Source organism: Segatella baroniae DSM 16972 = JCM 13447 (assembly GCF_000426585.1).
Taxonomy (GTDB): domain Bacteria; phylum Bacteroidota; class Bacteroidia; order Bacteroidales; family Bacteroidaceae; genus Prevotella; species Prevotella baroniae.
Genome location: NZ_AUFQ01000001.1, coordinates 30,662 through 49,921, shown reverse-complemented (window position 1 = coordinate 49,921; position 19,260 = coordinate 30,662). Strand labels below are relative to the sequence as shown.

Annotated in this window: 20 protein-coding genes, 3 tRNA genes and 1 other RNA gene; 17 read left to right on the top strand and 7 right to left on the bottom strand. The window is 48.8% G+C overall.

The annotated features are described in order from the left end of the window. Window positions 1-95 precede the first annotated feature (95 nt). The 6 genes from map (at window position 96) to K334_RS14255 (ending at window position 3,279) form a co-directional block, all read left to right on the top strand. A complete protein-coding gene (map, locus tag K334_RS0100245; RefSeq protein WP_036889687.1) occupies window positions 96-956 on the top strand; it encodes a type I methionyl aminopeptidase in 861 nt (286 codons plus the stop codon). Window positions 957-966: 10 nt separating this feature from the next. Beyond that, window positions 967-1,998, top strand: a complete 1,032-nt coding sequence (gene tsaD / locus K334_RS0100240; protein WP_025881099.1) for a tRNA (adenosine(37)-N6)-threonylcarbamoyltransferase complex transferase subunit TsaD — start codon at window positions 967-969, stop codon at window positions 1,996-1,998. A 17-nt stretch (window positions 1,999-2,015) separates the two neighbouring features. After that, the gene (locus tag K334_RS0100235) at window positions 2,016-2,522 is read left to right on the top strand and encodes a CinA family protein (RefSeq protein ID WP_025881101.1); all 507 of its coding nucleotides are present in this window, start codon (window positions 2,016-2,018) and stop codon (window positions 2,520-2,522) included. Window positions 2,523-2,648: 126 nt separating this feature from the next. Then, window positions 2,649-2,912, top strand: coding sequence for a 50S ribosomal protein L28 (gene rpmB, locus K334_RS0100230; RefSeq protein WP_021590625.1), 264 nt, complete (start codon window positions 2,649-2,651; stop codon window positions 2,910-2,912). A gap of 5 nt (window positions 2,913-2,917) precedes the next feature. After that, the gene (gene rpmG, locus K334_RS0100225; protein WP_021590559.1) at window positions 2,918-3,106 is read left to right on the top strand and encodes a 50S ribosomal protein L33; all 189 of its coding nucleotides are present in this window, start codon (window positions 2,918-2,920) and stop codon (window positions 3,104-3,106) included. 14 nt (window positions 3,107-3,120) lie between these two features. Continuing rightward, the gene (locus K334_RS14255) at window positions 3,121-3,279 is read left to right on the top strand and encodes a DUF4295 domain-containing protein (protein ID WP_008822410.1); all 159 of its coding nucleotides are present in this window, start codon (window positions 3,121-3,123) and stop codon (window positions 3,277-3,279) included. A 97-nt stretch (window positions 3,280-3,376) separates the two neighbouring features. Here K334_RS14255 and ispE read toward each other — a convergent pair whose 3' ends face one another. Then, the gene (ispE, locus tag K334_RS0100215; RefSeq protein ID WP_027444341.1) at window positions 3,377-4,216 is read right to left on the bottom strand and encodes a 4-(cytidine 5'-diphospho)-2-C-methyl-D-erythritol kinase; all 840 of its coding nucleotides are present in this window, start codon (window positions 4,214-4,216) and stop codon (window positions 3,377-3,379) included. Window positions 4,217-4,502: 286 nt separating this feature from the next. Between ispE and K334_RS0100210 the strand changes: the two genes are divergently transcribed. The 4 genes from K334_RS0100210 (at window position 4,503) to K334_RS0100200 (ending at window position 7,785) form a co-directional block, all read left to right on the top strand. Beyond that, entirely contained in the window at window positions 4,503-6,071 is a 1,569-nt protein-coding gene (locus K334_RS0100210) for a sensor histidine kinase (RefSeq protein WP_027444340.1), read from the top strand. A 55-nt stretch (window positions 6,072-6,126) separates the two neighbouring features. After that, entirely contained in the window at window positions 6,127-6,825 is a 699-nt protein-coding gene (gene rprY / locus K334_RS0100205; protein ID WP_025881105.1) for a response regulator transcription factor RprY, read from the top strand. A 122-nt stretch (window positions 6,826-6,947) separates the two neighbouring features. Next, window positions 6,948-7,332: RNase P RNA component class A (gene rnpB / locus K334_RS14145), an RNA gene on the top strand. A gap of 45 nt (window positions 7,333-7,377) precedes the next feature. After that, window positions 7,378-7,785 carry a YkvA family protein gene (locus K334_RS0100200; RefSeq protein WP_025881107.1) on the top strand — a complete coding sequence of 136 codons (408 nt, stop codon included), beginning with the start codon at window positions 7,378-7,380 and terminating at the stop codon, window positions 7,783-7,785. Between the two features lie 1,073 nt (window positions 7,786-8,858). On the opposite strand, the gene K334_RS0100195 is transcribed toward K334_RS0100200, so the two are convergent. Both K334_RS0100195 and K334_RS0100190 read right to left on the bottom strand, forming a co-directional pair. Then, window positions 8,859-8,930: transfer RNA gene (locus K334_RS0100195), tRNA-Glu, on the bottom strand. A gap of 22 nt (window positions 8,931-8,952) precedes the next feature. Beyond that, window positions 8,953-9,039: transfer RNA gene (locus K334_RS0100190), tRNA-Ser, on the bottom strand. Between the two features lie 776 nt (window positions 9,040-9,815). Here K334_RS0100190 and K334_RS0100180 point away from each other — a divergent pair. Together K334_RS0100180 and K334_RS13160 are read left to right on the top strand one after the other, a co-directional pair. Beyond that, entirely contained in the window at window positions 9,816-11,024 is a 1,209-nt protein-coding gene (locus tag K334_RS0100180) for an L-serine ammonia-lyase (protein WP_025881111.1), read from the top strand. Between the two features lie 4 nt (window positions 11,025-11,028). Next, window positions 11,029-12,486 carry an oligosaccharide flippase family protein gene (locus tag K334_RS13160; protein WP_025881113.1) on the top strand — a complete coding sequence of 486 codons (1,458 nt, stop codon included), beginning with the start codon at window positions 11,029-11,031 and terminating at the stop codon, window positions 12,484-12,486. Here K334_RS13160 and K334_RS14250 read toward each other — a convergent pair. Further along, window positions 12,421-12,603 (bottom strand): hypothetical protein, encoded by a 183-nt coding sequence (locus K334_RS14250; RefSeq protein WP_154655508.1) that lies wholly within the window; start codon window positions 12,601-12,603, stop codon window positions 12,421-12,423. The two genes, K334_RS13160 and K334_RS14250, sit on opposite strands and share 66 nt — an antisense overlap. A 210-nt stretch (window positions 12,604-12,813) precedes the next feature. Between K334_RS14250 and rpsF the strand changes: the two genes are divergently transcribed. From rpsF to K334_RS0100145, 5 genes are all read left to right on the top strand, one after another. After that, window positions 12,814-13,158, top strand: a complete 345-nt coding sequence (gene rpsF, locus K334_RS0100165) for a 30S ribosomal protein S6 (RefSeq protein ID WP_021590556.1) — start codon at window positions 12,814-12,816, stop codon at window positions 13,156-13,158. A gap of 2 nt (window positions 13,159-13,160) precedes the next feature. Next, window positions 13,161-13,433, top strand: coding sequence for a 30S ribosomal protein S18 (rpsR, locus tag K334_RS0100160; RefSeq protein ID WP_021590608.1), 273 nt, complete (start codon window positions 13,161-13,163; stop codon window positions 13,431-13,433). 19 nt (window positions 13,434-13,452) lie between these two features. Continuing rightward, entirely contained in the window at window positions 13,453-13,974 is a 522-nt protein-coding gene (gene rplI, locus K334_RS0100155) for a 50S ribosomal protein L9 (RefSeq protein ID WP_025881114.1), read from the top strand. Window positions 13,975-14,098: 124 nt separating this feature from the next. Beyond that, a complete protein-coding gene (gene fabD, locus K334_RS0100150) occupies window positions 14,099-14,989 on the top strand; it encodes an ACP S-malonyltransferase (RefSeq protein ID WP_027444338.1) in 891 nt (296 codons plus the stop codon). Then, the gene (locus tag K334_RS0100145; RefSeq protein ID WP_025881116.1) at window positions 14,990-16,642 is read left to right on the top strand and encodes an alpha-amylase family glycosyl hydrolase; all 1,653 of its coding nucleotides are present in this window, start codon (window positions 14,990-14,992) and stop codon (window positions 16,640-16,642) included. 124 nt (window positions 16,643-16,766) lie between these two features. Here the strand turns inward: K334_RS0100145 and K334_RS0100140 are convergent, their stop codons facing one another. The 3 genes from K334_RS0100140 to K334_RS0100130 all read right to left on the bottom strand — a co-directional run bounded on the left by K334_RS0100140 (window position 16,767) and on the right by K334_RS0100130 (window position 19,255). Continuing rightward, window positions 16,767-18,350 (bottom strand): Rne/Rng family ribonuclease, encoded by a 1,584-nt coding sequence (locus tag K334_RS0100140; RefSeq protein WP_027444337.1) that lies wholly within the window; start codon window positions 18,348-18,350, stop codon window positions 16,767-16,769. 245 nt (window positions 18,351-18,595) lie between these two features. Then, a complete protein-coding gene (locus tag K334_RS0100135; RefSeq protein WP_021590640.1) occupies window positions 18,596-18,877 on the bottom strand; it encodes an HU family DNA-binding protein in 282 nt (93 codons plus the stop codon). A 305-nt stretch (window positions 18,878-19,182) separates the two neighbouring features. Next, window positions 19,183-19,255 (bottom strand) — tRNA-Gly (locus K334_RS0100130). Between the last annotated feature and the right edge of the window lie 5 nt (window positions 19,256-19,260).

Here is a 19,260-nt window from a genome sequence, read left to right as displayed (position 1 = left end):
AGAAAATGAAGTGGGAGAGAATTGTTCAATAGATGTTTTTTTGTAGTTACATAGCAATATTGTAATTTTGCAAAGATTTTAATAGATAGATTTATATGTCGAAGAAGAGAAGGTGGCACATTGTACCTGGCCAACCTATTACGGAACTTGACAAGCAGGTGATGTATTGGGAGGGGAAAGGTAAGGAAGTGCCCACACGTGACATGGTGAAGACCCCAGAGCAGATAGCAGGAATTCGAATCGCAGGTGCGGTCAATACAGGTTGCCTCGATGCGGTGGAAAAGGCTATTCGTCCGGGAATGTCTACTCAGGACATTGACGATGTGTGTATGCAGTATTGCAAGGAGCATGGCGCTATTTCCGCCACATTGAATTATGAGGGATTCCCGAAGAGTGTCTGCACGAGTGTCAATGAAGTCGTTTGCCATGGTATTCCTAAGAAAGAGGATGTCTTGCAAGAAGGCGACATTGTCAATGTAGACATGACGCTTAGCGTAAATGGCTATTATGGTGATGCCTCACGCATGTTCATCATAGGCGGGAAAACCACGCCCGAAAAGGAACAGCTGGTCCGTGTGACGAAAGAGTGTCTTGAGATAGGCGCGGAAGCGGCCAAGCCTTATTGTTTCGTGGGCGATATCGGACACGCGATTCAAAAGCACGCTGAAAAGTATCACTACGGTGTTGTCAGGGATTTATGTGGCCATGGAGTGGGTTTGGCCATGCACGAACCGCCAGATATCGTTCATTTCGGTCACAGGGGAACAGGCTGTCTCCTGGTTCCGGGAATGGTGTTCACGATTGAACCTATGATTAACATGGGTACATGGAAGGTCTATCTGGATGCCGGCGACCCTTATGGATGGGAAATCATCAGTGGCGATGAAAAGCCGAGCGCGCAGTGGGAGCATACGTTCTTGATGACGGAAACGGGAGTTGAAGTTCTGTCTTATTGATGAAAGCATGATGGAAAATCAAGACATTTATATATTGGGAATAGAATCCTCGTGCGATGACACGTCTGCCGCTGTCTTGAAAAACGGCGTGTTGCTTAGCAACGTGACAGCCTCGCAGGCCGTGCATGAGGCCTATGGCGGTGTCGTTCCGGAATTGGCCTCAAGGGCTCATCAGCAGAATGTCGTCCCAGTTGTGGACCAGGCCATAAAGCGGGCGGGTATTTCAAAGGAGCAACTGAGTGCGGTTGCTTTTACCCGCGGACCGGGCTTGATGGGGTCTTTGTTGGTGGGCGTCAGTTTTGCCAAAGGCTTTGCACGCAGCCTTGGGATTCCATTGATTGATGTCAACCATCTTCAAGGGCACGTCATGGCCCACTTCATCAAGGATAATGATGATGACAACCACATGCCTCCCTTTCCCTTTCTATGCCTCCTTGTGAGTGGCGGTAATTCCCAAATCGTCAAGGTGAGTGCTTATGACGACATGGAGGTGTTGGGCCAAACCATCGACGATGCAGCCGGCGAAGCGATAGACAAATGTTCCAAGGTGATGGGACTTGGCTATCCGGGAGGCCCGATTATAGACAAGCTGGCCCGGCAGGGCAATCCACAGGCATATCAATTTGCAGAACCGCATATTCAAGGCTTTGACTATTCTTTTTCTGGATTGAAAACGTCTTTCTTATACAACATGAAGAAATGGACGACTGACGATCCTGACTTTATAGAGAAGAACAAAGCCGACATTGCCGCGAGTCTGGAACATACCATCGTCGATATCTTGATGAAGAAACTGCGTCTGGCCGTAAAACAAACGGGCATTAAGCATGTTGCAGTTGCCGGCGGGGTGTCTGCCAATAACGGCTTGCGCAATGCTTTCAAGGAACATGCTGAACGATATGGATGGACAATTTATATTCCTAAATTCAGCTATACGACAGATAATGCCGCAATGATAGCTTGTGTAGGTACTTATAAATTCCATGACAAGGATTTCTGCCGGATTGATGTACCGGCTTTTAGTAAAGTTACATTCAAATAATCATTAAAGCTTAAGCAGTGGAATTAGAGACAAAAGTATTGAGTAGGGAATTGCAAAGGATTCTTTACGACAGCCATAAAACAGTAGGAACTGCCGAAAGTTGCACGGGTGGAAGAATTGCGGAAGCCATTATCGCCACTCCGGGAGCGTCGGGCTATTTCAAAGGAAGCATCATATCCTATAGCAATGAGATAAAAGAGAAACTTCTTTTTGTGAGTTCGAAGGTGCTTGCAGAGCAAACGGCAGTGTGTGAAGAAGTTGCCAAAGAAATGGTGCTTGGCGCCATCCGTTCGTTGGATGTGGATTTTGCGGTTGCGGCAACGGGAGTTGCCGGCCCCGGAGGTGGAACGGCAGATATCCCGGTCGGTACAATTTGGATTGCGGTTGGTGATGAAAGCGATGTCAAGACTTTCAAGTTGTCGGAGGATTTTGGGCGTGACATAAACTTGGCCATCGCGACAAACAAGGCAGTTTCACTTCTCCTTGATTTTATACGCGAGAAGTTGGGTGTGTCAGGAGAATAATTACATAAAAAAGCTTAAATACACATGCAATTGGTAAGATTGTTTTGTGTATTTGCGAAAAGATTGTAATTTTGCACCCTGTTTGGAATAGGTATCAATTAACGAATTAGAAAAATTGAGATAGCAATGTCGAAAATTTGTCAAATCACAGGAAAGAAGGCACAGATAGGTTGCAATGTGTCTCACTCAAAGCACCGCACAAAGAGAAGCTTTGATGTAAACCTCTTCAGCAAAAAGTTCTACTATGTAGAGGAAGGATGCTGGATTAGCCTCAAGATCAGTGCTGCTGGTCTTCGTCTTATTAATAAAGTCGGTCTTGATGCTGCTCTGAAACAGGCTGTTGCCAAAGGTTATTGCGAGTGGAAAGACATTAAAGTTATAGGAGAATAATCGTTATGGCAAAGAAAGCTAAAGGCAATAGAGTGCAAGTCGTTCTGGAATGCACGGAAATGAAAAACAGCGGTATGCCTGGAACAAGCCGTTACGTGACGACTAAAAATCGCAAGAACACCCCTGAGCGTCTTGAATTGAAGAAATATAATCCTATTCTTAAGAAGATGACTCTTCATAAGGAAATTAAGTAAAAGGAGATTGGAATATGGCAAAAAAAGCGGTCGCTACCCTTCACGAAGGGTCTACAGATGGTAGAGCTTATTCAAAAGTGATAAAGATGGTTAAGAGTCCGAAGACCGGTGCTTATATATTTGATGAGCAGATGGTGCCCAACGAGGCTGTCAAGGATTTCTTCAAGAACTAAAATTGATATCTAATATAGGAAAGAGGATGTGTATTGAATGTACATATCCTCTTTTTTCATACAAGGAACTCTACAACAAGAGTTCCTCTTTTTTTGATCAGCATTTGCAAGTGAAGATGAATGCGTTGGGAAAATGTTTCTGTAAATCAGTGGGCAGAGCCTTGAAAATGCCGAACATGGCACTTCCACTTCCTGACATTTGGGCATAAATGGCCCCCAGCCGATAGAGATTTTGCTTTATCTCGCCCAAGATGGGGAATTGTTCGAACGCAGGAACTTCAAAATCATTCGTCAACGTTTCACGCCAGCTTTCAACCGGCATTCTGACAATTTCATTGCAACTTTTGGCGGGCCGCTGAGGAGTAATTCTGTTGTATGCGTCGCGGGTTGATACCGATGCGTCGACTTTGACAATGGCGATGTAGAGACCTTCCAATCGGCGACAAACATAATCTGCCGGGGAGAGGATTTCTCCGATTCCCGTTGCGAAAGAAGGCTCCGCGGTTATAAAGAACGGGCAGTCGGCGCCGAGGCGCGCGGCATACCGTTCCATTTCCGCAATGCCCATGTTCAGCCTGAACCTTTCATCCAGCAGCCTGACCATGTAGGCTGCGTCACTGGAACCGCCTCCAAGTCCTGCCTGCGAGGGGATGCGCTTGAATAAATGAGCGTGTATTCGTGGAAGCTGAAAGTTTTTCTTGAGTAGGTTGTATGCCTTGACAACCAAATTGTCTTCTTCTTTGCATTCCACGGCGTCACCGGAGGTCTTGAGGTCGCAATCTGTCGAACAGGGAAACTCGTCACTCATCAGTTTGATTTCCAGGGTGTCGGTAAGCGGGATAGGGTAGAAGACCGTTTCAATGTCGTGGTAGCCGTCTGGCCTGACACTTACAACGTTCAGGCCAAGGTTTATTTTGCAGCAGGGAAATGTAATCATAAACGTTAGGTTCTGTTTGCTTTTATTCAATCATCTGCAAACTTACATAAAATTATTGTATTTGGCCCTTGCTGAATCAAGAAAAAAGATTTCATTGAAAGAAATGAGGTGGGCCGGCTGTTCTTGAAGGATGCAACACGCCTTCTTGTTTGTGTATATAATCACATTAATGCGTATTTGGTTAAATAAAATAAAATCAAGATTGAAAATTAACACAATATTGTTAATGTATTAAGGATTTGCTTATCTTTGCCCAAAGAGTAATCAAAAGACGAATTGAAAGGTTATGAAGCAAAGAACAATATGGACTATTGCCATCATCATGGGACTCTCGTTCCTGGCCCTTCTCTATCTCCAGTTGAATTACATACAGGAGATGGCCGACATGAAGAAGGAGCAGTTTGACGAGAGTGTGATGAGAGCGCTTTATCAGGCTTCACGCAATCTCGAACTCAACGAGACCCTACGCTATTTGGAGAAAGATGTGAACGAGACGGAGCGCAAGGCTTTTCGCCGGGATTCCGTCGGAACGCGTTCGGGAGCTTTGAGTCCAGACGGGTCGATACAGCAGTCTCACTCTTTCTCGGTGGCCGGCAAGGACGGCACCATCTATTCGTCCTTTCAGCTCAAGACCATAGAGACCCGACCGGCACAGCGCCCCAAGGCCATGATTCTGAAAAGCGACAAGAACTCCATTTCCGAAGCCTCGAAGTCGCTTCAGGAAATAGTCAAGAACCGATACATCTATCAGAAAGCTTTGCTCGACGAGGTGGTCTACTCGATTCTCTATTCCGCCAGCGACAAGCCACTGAAGGAACGAATCAACTTCAAGCTGCTCGACCAGGACTTGAAGGCCGAGATGATAAACAACGGGGTGAACATCCCCTATCACTTCACTGTCTGCACGCAGGACGGGCGTGAGGTTTATCGTTGTCCGGATTATTCCGCTGACGGAGAAGAGAACACCTATTCGCAGCCGCTGTTCCGAAACGACCCCTCGGCAAAGATGGGCGTCGTCAGAGTCCATTTCCCCGACATGGGCAGCTACATCTTCTCTTCGGTGAAGTTCATGATTCCCAGCATTGTCTTCACTTTCGTGCTGTTGGTGACCTTCATCTTTACGATTGTGGTCGTCTTCCGCCAGAAACGTTATACGGAAATCAAAAACGACTTCATCAACAACATGACCCACGAATTGAAGACACCCATCGCAAGCATTTCGTTGGCGGCCCAGATGTTGAACGACAAGAGTGTCGCCAAGAGCGAAACCATGATGGCCCATTTGGGAGGCGTCATCAACGACGAGAGCAAACGCCTGCGGTTCTTGGTAGAGAAAGTGCTGCAGATGTCCATGTACGACCGCAAGAAGGCTGTTTTGAAGAAGAAACAGGTAGACCTGAATGAGATGATAGAGAACATCGGCAACTCGTTCACCTTGCGCGTGGAGCATACGGGCGGAAAGATTTTCACCGACATAGAAGCGGTCGATTCCACAATCTATGTGGATGAAATGCACTTCCAGAACGTGATTTTCAATCTGTTGGACAATGCCGTGAAGTATCGCAAACCCGAAGAACCGCTGAACTTGTATCTGAAGACTTGGAACCAGGGCAACATGGTATGCTTCTCGGTGCGCGATACGGGCATTGGCATTAAGCGCGACAACCTGCGTAAGGTCTTCGACAAGTTCTACAGGGTTCATACTGGGAATGTCCACGATGTCAAAGGCTTCGGTCTTGGCCTGGCCTACGTCAGGAAGATGATAGACCTGCATGACGGCGACATAAGGGTGGACAGCGAGTACGGCAAAGGCACGAAGTTCACCGTTCGCCTGCCTTTCGTCGTCGACGCTTGACATTGACTTGGTAAAGATGAAATAAGAAAACGGAAACCATTTAAATGATATGATTATGGAAGATCAACTGAAAATCTTATTGTGTGAAGATGATGAAAACCTGGGCATGTTGCTCCGTGAGTATTTGCAAGCCAAAGGTTTTGTTGCAACCCTTTGCCCCGACGGCGAACAGGGTTACAGAGAGTTTATGAAAAGCAAGTTCGACATCTGTGTGCTGGACGTGATGATGCCAAAGAAGGACGGCTTCACCTTGGCACAGGAGATACGTCAGGCCAACGCGGAAATCCCCATCATCTTCCTGACGGCCAAGACCCTGAAGGACGACATACTGGAAGGGTTCAAGATTGGTGCCGACGACTATATCACGAAGCCCTTCTCCATGGAGGAACTCGTGTTGCGTATCGAAGCCATCCTGCGCAGGGTTCGCGGCAAGAAGAACAAGGAGTCTACCTTGTACCACATCGGCCGCTTCACGTTCGACACGCAGAAGCAACTGCTCACGATTGGCGAGAAGCAGACCAAGCTGACGACCAAGGAGAACGAATTGCTGGCCCTCCTCTGCTCGCATGCGAACGAAATCCTGCAACGCGACTTCGCCCTGAAGACGATTTGGATCGACGACAACTATTTCAACGCACGCTCCATGGACGTCTATATCACCAAACTGCGCAAGCACTTGAAGGACGACGACCAAATTGAAATCATCAATATCCATGGCAAAGGATATAAGCTGATTACGCCTGAAGAGGTTTGATTCGAAACGCGAAGCGCACTGACTGAACACCTTAATTAGTATTAAATAAACCTTGCCGCTTGATGAATTTGAGGCGGAAAAGCAGCGGCAAGGGATGTTTTTATTAACTTTGCAACATAGAAATAGCACCCCGGCCTGCCGCTGGCACGAAAGTGCGAGAGGAAAGTCCGGGCGACATAGAGCACTCCGCTTCTGAAAATGGAAGGCGATGGTGACATCGGGTATAGGCAGAAGAAAACAACCGCCTTGCAAAAGGTAAGGGTGAGAAGGTGGAGCAAGAGACCACCAGGCACCAAGTGATTGGTGTGCTGTGCCGGCCGGAGGTCGCAAGTTCATGTAAACCGCAGGATGAAAGCTGCTCGTTTGACATTGCGTGTCACGCAATACTGCGGAGGGTGGAACGCTTGAGCCGTGGGGTGACCCATGGATTAGATAAATGGCAGGCGTTCTTGCCGGCCTTCTCGGTAGGCGAGAATACAGAACCCGGCTTATAGGGGTGCTATTTCTTTTTTTTCTTTTGAATCCATCACATGTTTCTTCTTTTGCAATGACATGGAACTACCTGACTTTATGAAGTATAAGGACAAATTCACGAGAGTGGGTTTCGTCGAGAAGATTCAACGAATCGCCAAGCGGTCGGGGGCCAAGTTGGTTTATGTGGCCCTTGTCTTGTATTACACGTTGGAGAGCGACAGGGTGTCGGTGAAGGACAAGGCCATCATCATCGGCGCCTTGGGCTATCTGATCAGTCCGATGGACATCGTGCCCGACGCCATTCCTATCGCCGGCTTGAGCGACGACATTGCCGTGTTGATTTACGTGCTCAGGAAGATTTGGGGCCAGGTGTCGGAAGACGTGAAAGTCAAAGCGAAGGCGAAGTTGAGTACGTGGTTTGACGACGAGGAAATGCTGTCGGCCGATTGTTTGTTTGATGAAGACCCGACGCAAGATCCGGTCTGACCATGCCGAAGTGCTCTTCCTTCCCTCAAAAAATCGCCACTGGAGGCTCGTTGCCCGAAATATAGATTTTTGGAGCTGAAAAGCCGTTGTAGGGAGTGAAGTCTCAGGCTTCAACCCCCGCAAGAAAGCCACGGGTGCCGTCATGCGAGCCTGCTCTCCCGCCATCCAGGGGGCAGCCGACCGCAACCATGGCCATCCTATCGCCCTTGCAGCCCGTGCCTTTGCATGCCTACAGGTGCCTCCCCTAACCCCTCCCGAGGAGGGGAATGCCTCTGGGGAAGCCCGTGCATTGGAGTTGGTAATAGTTGGTGATGGATGGTCTTCGTCTATCCCTTTTCTCATCGACACCTTTTTGGCTTCTGAAAGAGTAGCTTTGAGCTTATGAAAAGGCTGCTTCTGACTTCCGAAAGGACTGCTCCTGCAATTTGAAAGAGCTGCTTCTGGCTTCCGAAAGGACTGCTCCTGCAATTCGAAAGAGCTGCTTCTGGCTTCCGAAAGTCGAACACTTCACCCATCATTCCCGACAACAATCGCCACAAACGTAAAAAGACCAAGACCTTCGGCCTAGTTCCTCACCAATCAAGCTTGGACAGGGTAGCTCGCTTCGCTCGCACCCCTGCCCTCTAAAAGGACCAACCGCCAAGGCGGTTGCATGCTCAATACACCATGCCTGTGTTGCAATGGAGATTAGACGATAAATGAGGTCGCATGCTACCGCAACTTAGTTGCATGCCAATCACCATCGCTGTGTTGCAATGGCCGATTGGGAGATAAATGAGATTGCATGCTACCGCAACGCGGTTGGCCTTTTTAGAGGGCAGGGGTGCGAGCGCAGCGAGCTACCCTGCCTGGCGCGCGACAACAAGAAACTAGGCCGTAGGCCTTGGTCTTTTTACATTTCCAGCTGCACCTCGGGCCAACTGCCTGGCGGTTGTATGCACAATACACCATCGTTGTGTTGCAATGGACGATTGGGGGTTATCGCCAGAATGTTATCGAATGCGCCGGAGATGACTGTAGGGTATAAATAAAAGAACAAGAGATATATCCTCGACGATATATCTCTTGTTTTGTAGTCGGTACGAGAATCGAACTCGTATGCCAAGATTGAGAATCTTGTATCCTAACCGTTAGATGAACCGACCGTCAGCTCTCAGCAATTATCCGCGGAAGGAGGGGGATTCGAACCCCCGGTACGGGAACCCGTACGGCAGTTTAGCAAACTGCTGGTTTCAGCCACTCACCCATCCTTCCTCAAGGAATGTCCTTTTGCTGAGCATTGTTTTTCAAATGCGGTGCAAAGGTAGGTGTTTATTTTCATTCTTCCAAACGTTTTGAATGATTTTTTTTGCCATTTTGTAAAATAATTGTTCCACTTCATGGCCCCGTTCGGACTGTAGTGCTTGATATTCAGAGGGATTATTGCGGAACCGACAGGGTGATTGCTCAAATCATTGCGGGCCCAAAGGGGCTTCCAATGATGTCCAAGAAGCCTAAACTTTAAATCAAGACGCATGCCATCGTATCGCTCTTGTTGCGTGCCCCCGCTTGCTTCAAAAGTTTATGGTCATTCTACAGGTGCCTCCCCTGACCCCTCCCGAGGAGGGGAATGCCTCTGGGGAAGCCCGTACATTTCTTCATCCATCATTCTCGACAGCAATCACCACAAGCGTAAAAAGACCAAGACCTTCGGCCTAGGTCTTTTTACATTTCCATCTGAACCACGGACCGACCGTCTGGCGGTTGCATGCGAGTGTACCATGCCTATGTTTTCATGACTGATTTTGGGGCAAATGCGGTCGCATGCACGGTGGGTGGTGGCGAACAGAAAGCATTTAGACGTGAAGCATTTTGCAACTTGTTGCATAATGGCATGAAAGACCGCGCGTTTTATGGAGATTTATCCGTAATTTTGCAGGCGGAATGCAATGGCGTTTCGAGAAATGGTAGATACGGCAATCTTTACGGCATGGGATGAATGAAAAAAAGTCCATACGGATTCAATAACACAAAACAGAAAATTTGCAGAGATGGAATCATTGACAGAGTTATATAGAATAGGTATCGGGCCATCGAGCAGTCACACGATGGGGCCGCAGAAGGCCGCCAAGCTGTTCCTGGACAGGTATTCGGCAGCCAAGTCGTTCAAGGTGATACTTTATGGCAGCCTGGCCGCTACGGGAAAGGGCCACATGACAGACGTGGCGATTGTCAACACGCTCAACCCCGCAGGCAAAGTGGACATCGAATGGCAGCCGCAAGTGTTCCTGCCCTTTCATCCCAATGGCATGAAGTTCTTCGCCTATGGTGAAAACCATGAGTCGCTGGGGGAGTGGACGGTCTACAGCGTAGGCGGAGGAGCACTTTCGGAGGGCACCGAAGACACGGGCGTCTTCACGCACCGGCATATCTATCCGCTCACAACCATCAAAGACATCATGGGCTGGTGCTATGAGAACGGGCGTTCTTACTGGGAATATGTCGACATGTGTGAGAAACCGGAGATATGGGAATATCTGCATGAAGTGTGGGAAATCATGAAAGCCGCGGTGGAACGCGGTATCAACCACGAAGGCGTGCTGCCGGGACCGCTGGGGTTGGCCCGCAAGGCTTCCACCTATTATATCAAGGCATGTGGCTATAAGCCGTCCCTTCAGAGCAGGGGGATGGTCTACGCCTATGCGCTGGCCGTGAGCGAAGAGAACGCTTCGGGTGGCAATATCGTCACGGCACCTACCTGCGGCGCGTGCGGCGTGGTGCCCGCCGTGCTCTATCATTTGTACAAAGGACATAATTTCAGCGAGATCAAGATACTTCATGCCTTGGCGACGGCCGGCCTGTTTGGCAACATCGTGAAGCAGAACGCGTCCATCTCGGGTGCCGAAGTGGGCTGCCAGGGCGAGGTGGGCGTGGCGTGTGCCATGGCCAGCGTGGCCTCTTGCCAACTGTTCGGCGGCAGCCCGTCGCAGATAGAGTATGCGGCGGAGATGGGGCTGGAGCACCATTTGGGCATGACATGCGACCCCGTATGCGGACTTGTGCAGATTCCGTGCATCGAGCGCAACGCCTTTGCGGCCTGTAGGGCGCTGGATGCACAATTGTACGCGTCTTTCTCCGACGGCCAGCACCGCGTGTCGTTCGACCGCGTGGTGGAAGTGATGAAGCAGACGGGGCACGACATCCCGTCACTTTACAAGGAAACCAGCAGAGGAGGCTTGGCCAAAGGCTTCGCGGAATAGGCAAATGCAAGGAGACTATCGACATATCTTGAAGTATATCGGCGTTTTCGGCGGCGTCCAGGGACTGATATTGTTGCTGGGAGTCGTCAAAAACAAGCTGGTGGCCGTGTTGATCGGCCCTGCGGGCGTTGGGCTTCTGTCGTTGTTCAACTCCATCGTCCGCTTGATGTCCGACACCACCGGTCTCGGCATTTCCGTCAGCGGAACACGCATGATTGCCGGCTGCCTGTTGGAGGACGAGCGACGGGACGCCGTTCGGCTGGTTCGCCAATACGCGCTTGTGGCCGGCGGCGGCGGGCTGGTCGTCACGGCGTCGTTGGCCTATCCCTTGAGCCGGTGGCTGTTCGGCGACGGCGAGCACATGCTGGGCCTTCTGTTGATTGCGCCTGTGGTTGCGCTGACGATTTTGGCGGGGGGTGAACTCTGCGTGCTGAAGGGCTTGGGGCGTCTGCGCCAGCTGGCTCTCGTGTCCGCCCTGTCCATTGTGGTTGTCCTGTTGCTGACAATCCCTATCTATCTCTTGCTGGGCATTGACGCCATAGTCCCGTCTCTGCTGGTGGCGGCGGTTGTCAATTATGGCATGGCCGTGGCCTGCTCCGCCCGGGTCGTGCCTTTGGATTGGTCTGTGGAGTTGTCCTGCTTGTGGAAAAACCGACACCTGTTGCGAATCGGCTTGGCGTTCGTCGTCGCGGCGGTGTTCGGGAGTGGCGTGGACTTGCTGGTCAGATACTATATCAACAGTATGGGCGGCACCTCGGTTCTGGGTATCTACAATGCGGGGTACATGATGTGCATGAGTTATGCCGGAGCCTTCTTCGCTTCCATGGAAACGGACTACTACCCACGGTTGTCCCGGGTGGACAAGCTGGGGGATGGACTGAACGAGGTGGTGAATCGCCAGATTGAGGCGACGACGCTGATGGTTTCGCCGCTCCTGTTGCTGTTCATTCTCGGTAGTCCCATACTCATACCTTTATTATATAGTGGGAAATTCGCCGCAGCCATACCCATCGTCAGATGGGGAATGCTTGCCATGTACATCCGTTGCCTTACACTGGCTATCGAATATATAGCCCTGTCTCGCAACAAGACAGGCAGTTATGTGCTGACGGAAGCCGTGAGCTATGGGGCGCAACTCGCTTCCTTGATTGCCGGCTATGCCGCAGGAGGCATTCAAGGGGCGGGCGTTGGAATGCTTGTGGCCGGGGGAGTGGAACTGATATTTGTATTGTTGTATGGAAAAGTCTATTACAAATATCAGCTGAAAGGCAGGACTTGTCTTGTTTTCATCACATCATTTGCGCTGGCCACCGCTGCCGTCTGGGTGTCGACGTGTGCAGACGGGCTGTGGCTTTGGCTGCTGGGTGGCGGTGTGCTGCTTGTAAACGTGGCATATTCAATAGTCACCTTTACGTTTCTCGTTGCGCGTGAAAAAGAAGATTCCCGCCAGCGTGAAGAGTAGGGGCAGCAGAAGAAGCAGGTTGTATCTGGTCAGGTCGAAGGCATACAGCAGTGTCATCAGTATCACTCCCGCGTAGACCATGGGCAATCCGAGCCATTCTTGTATCGTTTTCTTCATGAACAAAGCAAATTGTTGTTGCAAAGATAACAATTCATTGGGGAAATAAGGCTGCGCAACCATCCATTTGTGGCCTTTTGATGTAAAATAAGTTAAAAACGGCGTTGGATGGACAATCAGTACTTCGATATGTAAAGAAAAAGGGCTACCTTTGCACCGCATTTTAAAGAATGCGTATTTATTTTTTTATTTATTATTTATTTCATAAGTATGAATCAATACGAAACCGTTTTCATTTTGACTCCCGTTTTGTCTGATGAACAGATGAAGGAAACGGTCGCTAAATTCAAGAAGCTGCTCACCGACAATGGTGCCGAGATTCTGAATGAAGAGGCTTGGGGACTGAAGAAGATGGCTTACGCTATCGACAAGAAATCAACAGGTTTCTACACGCTGTTGGAGTTCAAGGCTGAGCCAACCATCGTAAACACGCTTGAGACAGGCTATCGCCGTGACGAAAAAGTCATTCGCTACATGACCGTGCGTCTTGACAAGTATGCTGTACAGTATGCGGAGAAGCGTCGTAACAAACTTGGTAAAAAAGAGGAGGCTTAATTATGGCAGAGCAGAAAAAATCAGAAATTCGTTATTTGACAGCTCCTTCCATCGACACGAAGAAGAAGAAGTATTGTCGTTTCAAGAAGAGCGGTATCAAGTATATCGACTACAAGGATCCCGAGTTCCTCAAGAAGTTCTTGAATGAGCAGGGCAAGATTCTTCCGCGTCGCATTACAGGAACATCTCTGAAGTATCAGCGTCGTGTGGCACAGGCTATAAAGCGTGCTCGCCAGATAGCACTGCTTCCTTATGTAACCGATTTGATGAAGTAATTGAAGAGGAGGATACACAATGGAAATTATACTGAAAGAAGATATTATCGGACTTGGATACAAGAACGAGATTGTTAGCGTGAAGGATGGCTACGGCCGCAACTACCTCATTCCGCAGGGAAAAGGTGTCATCGCTTCGGTAAGTGCGAAAAAGGTGCTGGCCGAGAACTTGAGGCAGCAGGCCCACAAACTCGCGGCTTTGAAAGCCGAAGCCGAGAAGAAGGCCGAAGCTCTGGCCGGCGTGGCTCTGGAGATTGTCGCCAAGGTGGCTGCCACCGGCCATCTCTATGGCTCGGTTAATGCTGCAATCGTGGCCGACGAACTTGCAAAGAAGGGCATTGAAGTTGATCGCAAGATCATCACGATGCACGACATCAAGAAGGTTGGCGACTACGAGGCCGTTGTCCACTTCCATAAGGACGTAGAGGTGAAGGTGCCCGTCAAGGTTGTTGCGGAGAACGCGCCTGTCGAGACTCCGGCACCAGCTGTAGAGGAAGCTCCCGCGGTGGAGTCCCCCGAGGCTCTGCAGGAAGAGGCCTAAAGTGAAAAAGATATTTTTAGCACTGTAAAGCAAATCTATATAAAAATCCCTTTTGCCTCTCATGGCAATTGGGATTTTTTGTTTACGCAGTTTAAGTTTAATCATAATGAAACAATAGAATAAGATGAAGAAAGCGTTTGTATTCCCAGGTCAAGGTGCCCAGTTCGTAGGCATGGGCAAGGATCTTTATGAAACAAATCCGTTGGCCAAAGAGCTGTTCGACAAGGCCAACGAAGTTCTTGGCTTCGATATAACCTCCATCATGTTTGATGGCACGGCAGATGAATTGAAACAAACGAAGGTTACGCAGCCGGCCGTGTTCCTGCATAGTGTCATTTCAGCCTTGTGCATGGGCGGGGCCTTTGCCCCAGACATGGTTGCAGGGCATTCCTTGGGTGAGTTTTCCGCTTTGGTGGCCGCCGGCGCGCTGACTTTTGAAGACGGATTGTGCCTTGTCCACGCACGTGCCTTGGCCATGCAGAAGGCTTGTGAAGTTGCTCCCGGAACAATGGCAGCCATCATCGGCCTCCCTGACACAAAGGTAGAAGAGGCTTGCGCGGAAGTTTCAACAGACGGCAACGTGGTGATTCCTGCCAACTACAACTGCCCCGGTCAGTTGGTCATATCTGGAAATGTAGACGCCATCAACGCGGCGTGTGACAAATTGAAGGCCGAGGGAGCCAAGCGTGCGTTGCCGTTGCCTGTGAGTGGTGCCTTCCATTCGCCTTTAATGCAACCGGCCAAGGACGAACTTCAGTCTGCCATCGAGTCGACGGCGTTCAACGCACCGAAATGTCCGGTATATCAGAACGTCGACGCAAAGCCCTATACGGATCCTGACACCATCAAGGCCAATCTCATCGCGCAGTTGACGAGTTCCGTCCGTTGGACGGCAACCGTAGAGAACATGATTGCAGATGGGGCAGAGGACTTCACTGAATGCGGTCCCGGCAAGGCATTGCAAGGAATGATAGGAAGAATCAATAAGAACGTATCAGTTCACGGAATCCAGTAAATGATCATATATCAAGTTTTGCCGCGCCTTTTCGGGAATCAGAAGGACGACCGGAAAGCGAGCGGTGACATCCAGGAGAATGGATGTGGCAAGCTGAACGACTTCAATGTGAAAACATTGGAGTCGATTCGCGCTATGGGAGTGACCCATCTTTGGTACACAGGAGTGATTCGCCATGCCACCACCACCGATTATTCAGCGTATGGCATTCCGTGCCAAAATGCGGAAGTGGTGAAGGGGAAGGCGGGCAGCCCTTATGCGATAGTAGACTATTATGATGTAGATCCCGACCTTGCCGTAGACATCCCTCGACGGATGGAGGAGTGGGAGTCGACCATTGAGCGCACGCATAAAGCCGGCATGAAGGTAATCATCGACTTTGTGCCTAATCATGTGGCACGTGAATATCATTCTGTATGCAAGCCTTCAGAGGTGAAGGACTTGGGTGAAGGAGACGATAGTTCGTTGCCCTTTTCACCAGACAACAACTTTTACTATTGTGGAGGACAACCGTTGGACTTGGGCAGGATTCTTACAGGTGGTCAGACCTATGCGGAATGCCCTGCCAAAGCCACTGGAAACGATTGTTTTTGCAATGCACCCAGCTCGTCAGACTGGTATGAAACGGTCAAATTGAACTATGGCATAGACTATGTCAATGGACATGTCAAAGACTTTTCAGCCAATGCTATCCCCGATACGTGGTTCAAAATGCGTGACATACTCATGTTTTGGACCGCCAAAGGAATCGATGGTTTCAGGTGTGATATGGCCGAAATGGTTCCCACGGAGTTCTGGTCTTATGCCATCAGCCACGTGAAAGCGGCCTGTCCTGACATCATTTTCATCGGTGAAGTATATAATCCCGGCCTGTATCGGAACTACATCGCTTCGGGTTTCGACTATCTTTATGACAAGGTGGGGATGTACGACTGCCTGCGAGGAGTTATTGAGGGCCATCGAAATGCCGGTGACATCACGGGGCAGTGGCAGGCTACCGATGACATTGGAGGACACATGCTTTACTTCCTGGAGAATCATGATGAACAGCGAATCGCAAGTTCCTTTTTTGCGGGAGACCCCTGGAAGGCCATTCCTGCCGTTCTTGTCAGCTGCATGTTGAAGGGGAATCCTTTCATGCTCTATGCCGGACAGGAAGTTGGCGAAAAGGGAATGGACGATGAAGGGTTCAGCGGTCGTGACGGAAGGACTACCATCTTTGACTACTGGAGTTTGCCGATGTTGCAGCGTGCATTCTATGGAAAGGGAGAGAGTAGTCCGGAAGAACGTGCCTTGCGGGCCAAATACCAAAAGGTCATGCGTCTTGCCGAGGATGAAAGGGCAATCAGCCAGGGTGCTTTCTTCGACCTGATGTATGTCAACGGCGTGCTCTTTCAAAAGCAATATGCCTGGTTGCGGAAATTTGATGATGAAGTTGTGCTTATCGTGGTAAACTTCTCCGGAGAAGTCGTGAATTGCGAAATAGCAATCCCAGAGTATGCTTTTGAAGTCTTGTCACTTTGCAAGGGTACATTTAGAGGTACCGAATTGTTGACGAATCAGTCGGTTGTGCTGGATGTGGATAGCGCAGTCGGCATTCCTGTTGTGCTGAATCCATACGACGGAGTCGTTATCAAGTGGGTACAGGAATAGGTTGGCGGTAGAGGTATGCCTGCCGACAAGCGACAACAAAAAAGAAGTGAGACACTGACGTTGGTTCAGGTCTCACTTCTTTTTTTCTTACAAAGTCAAACTGCGATGAGGTTGTTCATCGACATCAGTGATTCTGCTTGACTTCAATTTCCTCTTTCATGTCGATGAACTGCCCGTCTGCATTGTAAAACTCATATTGCAGGAAGGCCAACTTCTGGGATGGGATGATATGGATGTTGAAACCATATTTCATCTGCCATTTGCGTTTCAACGACAAGATTCCCTGGTTGATATAAGCGGCAACATAAGGATGCACATGAAGATAAATCTTCTTGATACCAATCTTGTTGACCAATCGGTCAATCTTGCCTTCCAGTTGATCCGTGAACAGGATACTCGACCTGATTTTGCCACTTCCATTGCAGGTGGGGCAGGTTTCGTCTACATTCACGTCCATGGCCGGGCGCACCCGTTGCCGTGTTATCTGCATCAATCCGAACTTGCTGAGCGGCAGGATGTTGTGGCGCGCTCGGTCATTCTGCATGTTCTTGCACATGCGTTCATAGAGGAGTTGGCGGTCTTCCGCCAGATTCATGTCGATGAAGTCGACTACGATGATACCGCCCATGTCGCGCAATCTCAACTGCCTTGCCAATTCATCGGCCGCTCCGAGATTCACGTCGAGCGCATTTGCCTCCTGTCCGTTTTCCGAGCGGGTTCTGTTGCCGCTGTTCACGTCTACGACATGCAAGGCCTCTGTATGCTCGATAATCATGTAAGCACCATGCTTGTAATTGACGGTTTTCCCAAAACTTGACTTGATTTGTCGGGTAACATTGAAGTTGTCAAAGATTGGAACCTTTCCAGTATATAGCTTGACAATATTCTGTTTCTCCGGAGAAATCAGGGTAATATAGTGCTTTATCTCCTTGAATACGTCTTCATTGTTGACGTAAACATTTTCAAAGCTTTCGTTAAACAGGTCTCGAAGCATGGCTATCGCTCTGCCCGTTTCCTCAAAAACAAGTTGAGGACGCTTCGGGGACTTCTGTATTTTAACCAAAGCTGCTTCCCATCGCTGGGCCAATATCTTCAATTCCGTATCAAGCTCTGCCACTCGTTTCCCTTCAGCCACCGTTCTGACAATGACGCCGCAGTTCTTCGGTTTTACGCTTTGGATGAGTTGCTTGAGTCGGGCCCTTTCTTCGCCGCTCTTGATTTTGGATGATACGGAAACTTTGTCTCCAAAAGGGATAAGCACCAGATATCTTCCGGCAAAGGACAGTTCCCCTGTGAGTCGGGGGCCTTTGGTCGAAATAGGTTCCTTTACGATTTGCACAAGCACCTCCTGACCGACAGAAACGGTCTGTTGTATGCTGCCGTCCTTCTTCAGGTCAGGCAACTTCGAGGCTTTGGCAAAAGGATAGAGTTTTTTCCTATCGCTAACTACTTGTTTCAAATACTTAGTGTAGGAATTGAATTGGTTACCCAAGTCAAGGTAATGAAGAAAAGCGTCACGTTCATAGCCTACGTCTACAAAGCATGCGTTAAGGCCGGGCATTATCTTTTTTACTTTTGCCACATAGATGTTTCCTACCGAGAAAGAAGCTTGTTTGGGCTCATTCTGATACTCAACAAGATTCTTGTCTTCCAGCAGGGCAGTCGAAATCTCTTTCTCCCGAACATCAATTACAACTTCGCTGGTCATTTCTTCTTTCCTTAAATTATTTCTTACAAATTAAAAATTGGGGGTATGTCAAGAAATCACTTGCTGAAATTGACATACCCCATAGGTCGTTTAGACTATAATGCAAGCAACTGACAATTACTTGCTCTTATGTCTATTCTTACGTAATCTCTTTTTACGCTTGTGTGTGGCCATCTTGTGACCCTTCTTTTTCTTTCCGTTTGGCATAATTAAAAAATTAAAATATTATAATATTGTTATATTGCTTATTCGTTCTTCATTTGCTCTACAAAACTTTTGGCGGGCTTGAAGCTCGGCAAGTCGTGTGCGTCAATCGTCATCGTGGTGTTCTTGAGAATGTTGCGAGCGGTCTTGGCAGCCCGGTGCTTGATGATAAAGCTTCCAAATCCACGAAGGTATACGCATTCCCTCTTCTCTAAAAGACTATCTTTTATAGTTGCCATAAAGCTTTCCACAACTACGGTCACATCTTTTTTAGCAACGCCGGTTTCATTTGCAATCTCGTTGATGATATCTGCTTTAGTCATAATTACTTATATGTATGTTTTTGATTATATCTTTTCAAGCTGCAAATATACGGGTTTTTCACTTGATATGGAAATTTATCTTTGTTTTTTTCCCCTTTTAGCCTTCTTTTGGACAGGAACTATCTAATGTTCATGAGATTATGTGTCGTTTTGAATTGAAACCGACACGTTTTTTCTGCTATGCAAAAGAGGAATAATCGGGGATGAAATGGAATACTGAGAAGTTATGGGAGCGTGCAATCTTTCCGCAGTCATCATATTCAAATGAGAACATGATGGAATAGGGGACGGGGAAGATTTAAGAGAGCGGTATGCGGGGGTCGAACCCGTGACCTTCGGCTTGGGAAGCCAACGCTCTGCCAACTGAGCTAATACCGCACACA

What these genes read in the sequence shown, in the direction of transcription:
- map (WP_036889687.1), top strand. Translation starts at nt 96, where the DNA reads ATGTCGAAGAAGAGAAGGTGGCACATTGTACCTGGCCAACCTATTACG.
- tsaD (WP_025881099.1), top strand. Translation starts at nt 967, where the DNA reads ATGGAAAATCAAGACATTTATATATTGGGAATAGAATCCTCGTGCGAT.
- rpmB (WP_021590625.1), top strand. Translation starts at nt 2,649, where the DNA reads ATGTCGAAAATTTGTCAAATCACAGGAAAGAAGGCACAGATAGGTTGC.
- rpmG (WP_021590559.1), top strand. Translation starts at nt 2,918, where the DNA reads ATGGCAAAGAAAGCTAAAGGCAATAGAGTGCAAGTCGTTCTGGAATGC.
- K334_RS14255 (WP_008822410.1), top strand. Translation starts at nt 3,121, where the DNA reads ATGGCAAAAAAAGCGGTCGCTACCCTTCACGAAGGGTCTACAGATGGT.
- ispE (WP_027444341.1), bottom strand. Translation starts at nt 4,216, where the DNA reads ATGATTACATTTCCCTGCTGCAAAATAAACCTTGGCCTGAACGTTGTA.
- K334_RS0100210 (WP_027444340.1), top strand. Translation starts at nt 4,503, where the DNA reads ATGAAGCAAAGAACAATATGGACTATTGCCATCATCATGGGACTCTCG.
- rprY (WP_025881105.1), top strand. Translation starts at nt 6,127, where the DNA reads ATGGAAGATCAACTGAAAATCTTATTGTGTGAAGATGATGAAAACCTG.
- K334_RS0100200 (WP_025881107.1), top strand. Translation starts at nt 7,378, where the DNA reads ATGGAACTACCTGACTTTATGAAGTATAAGGACAAATTCACGAGAGTG.
- K334_RS0100180 (WP_025881111.1), top strand. Translation starts at nt 9,816, where the DNA reads ATGGAATCATTGACAGAGTTATATAGAATAGGTATCGGGCCATCGAGC.
- K334_RS13160 (WP_025881113.1), top strand. Translation starts at nt 11,029, where the DNA reads ATGCAAGGAGACTATCGACATATCTTGAAGTATATCGGCGTTTTCGGC.
- K334_RS14250 (WP_154655508.1), bottom strand. Translation starts at nt 12,603, where the DNA reads ATGAAGAAAACGATACAAGAATGGCTCGGATTGCCCATGGTCTACGCG.
- rpsF (WP_021590556.1), top strand. Translation starts at nt 12,814, where the DNA reads ATGAATCAATACGAAACCGTTTTCATTTTGACTCCCGTTTTGTCTGAT.
- rpsR (WP_021590608.1), top strand. Translation starts at nt 13,161, where the DNA reads ATGGCAGAGCAGAAAAAATCAGAAATTCGTTATTTGACAGCTCCTTCC.
- rplI (WP_025881114.1), top strand. Translation starts at nt 13,453, where the DNA reads ATGGAAATTATACTGAAAGAAGATATTATCGGACTTGGATACAAGAAC.
- fabD (WP_027444338.1), top strand. Translation starts at nt 14,099, where the DNA reads ATGAAGAAAGCGTTTGTATTCCCAGGTCAAGGTGCCCAGTTCGTAGGC.
- K334_RS0100145 (WP_025881116.1), top strand. Translation starts at nt 14,990, where the DNA reads ATGATCATATATCAAGTTTTGCCGCGCCTTTTCGGGAATCAGAAGGAC.
- K334_RS0100140 (WP_027444337.1), bottom strand. Translation starts at nt 18,350, where the DNA reads ATGACCAGCGAAGTTGTAATTGATGTTCGGGAGAAAGAGATTTCGACT.
- K334_RS0100135 (WP_021590640.1), bottom strand. Translation starts at nt 18,877, where the DNA reads ATGACTAAAGCAGATATCATCAACGAGATTGCAAATGAAACCGGCGTT.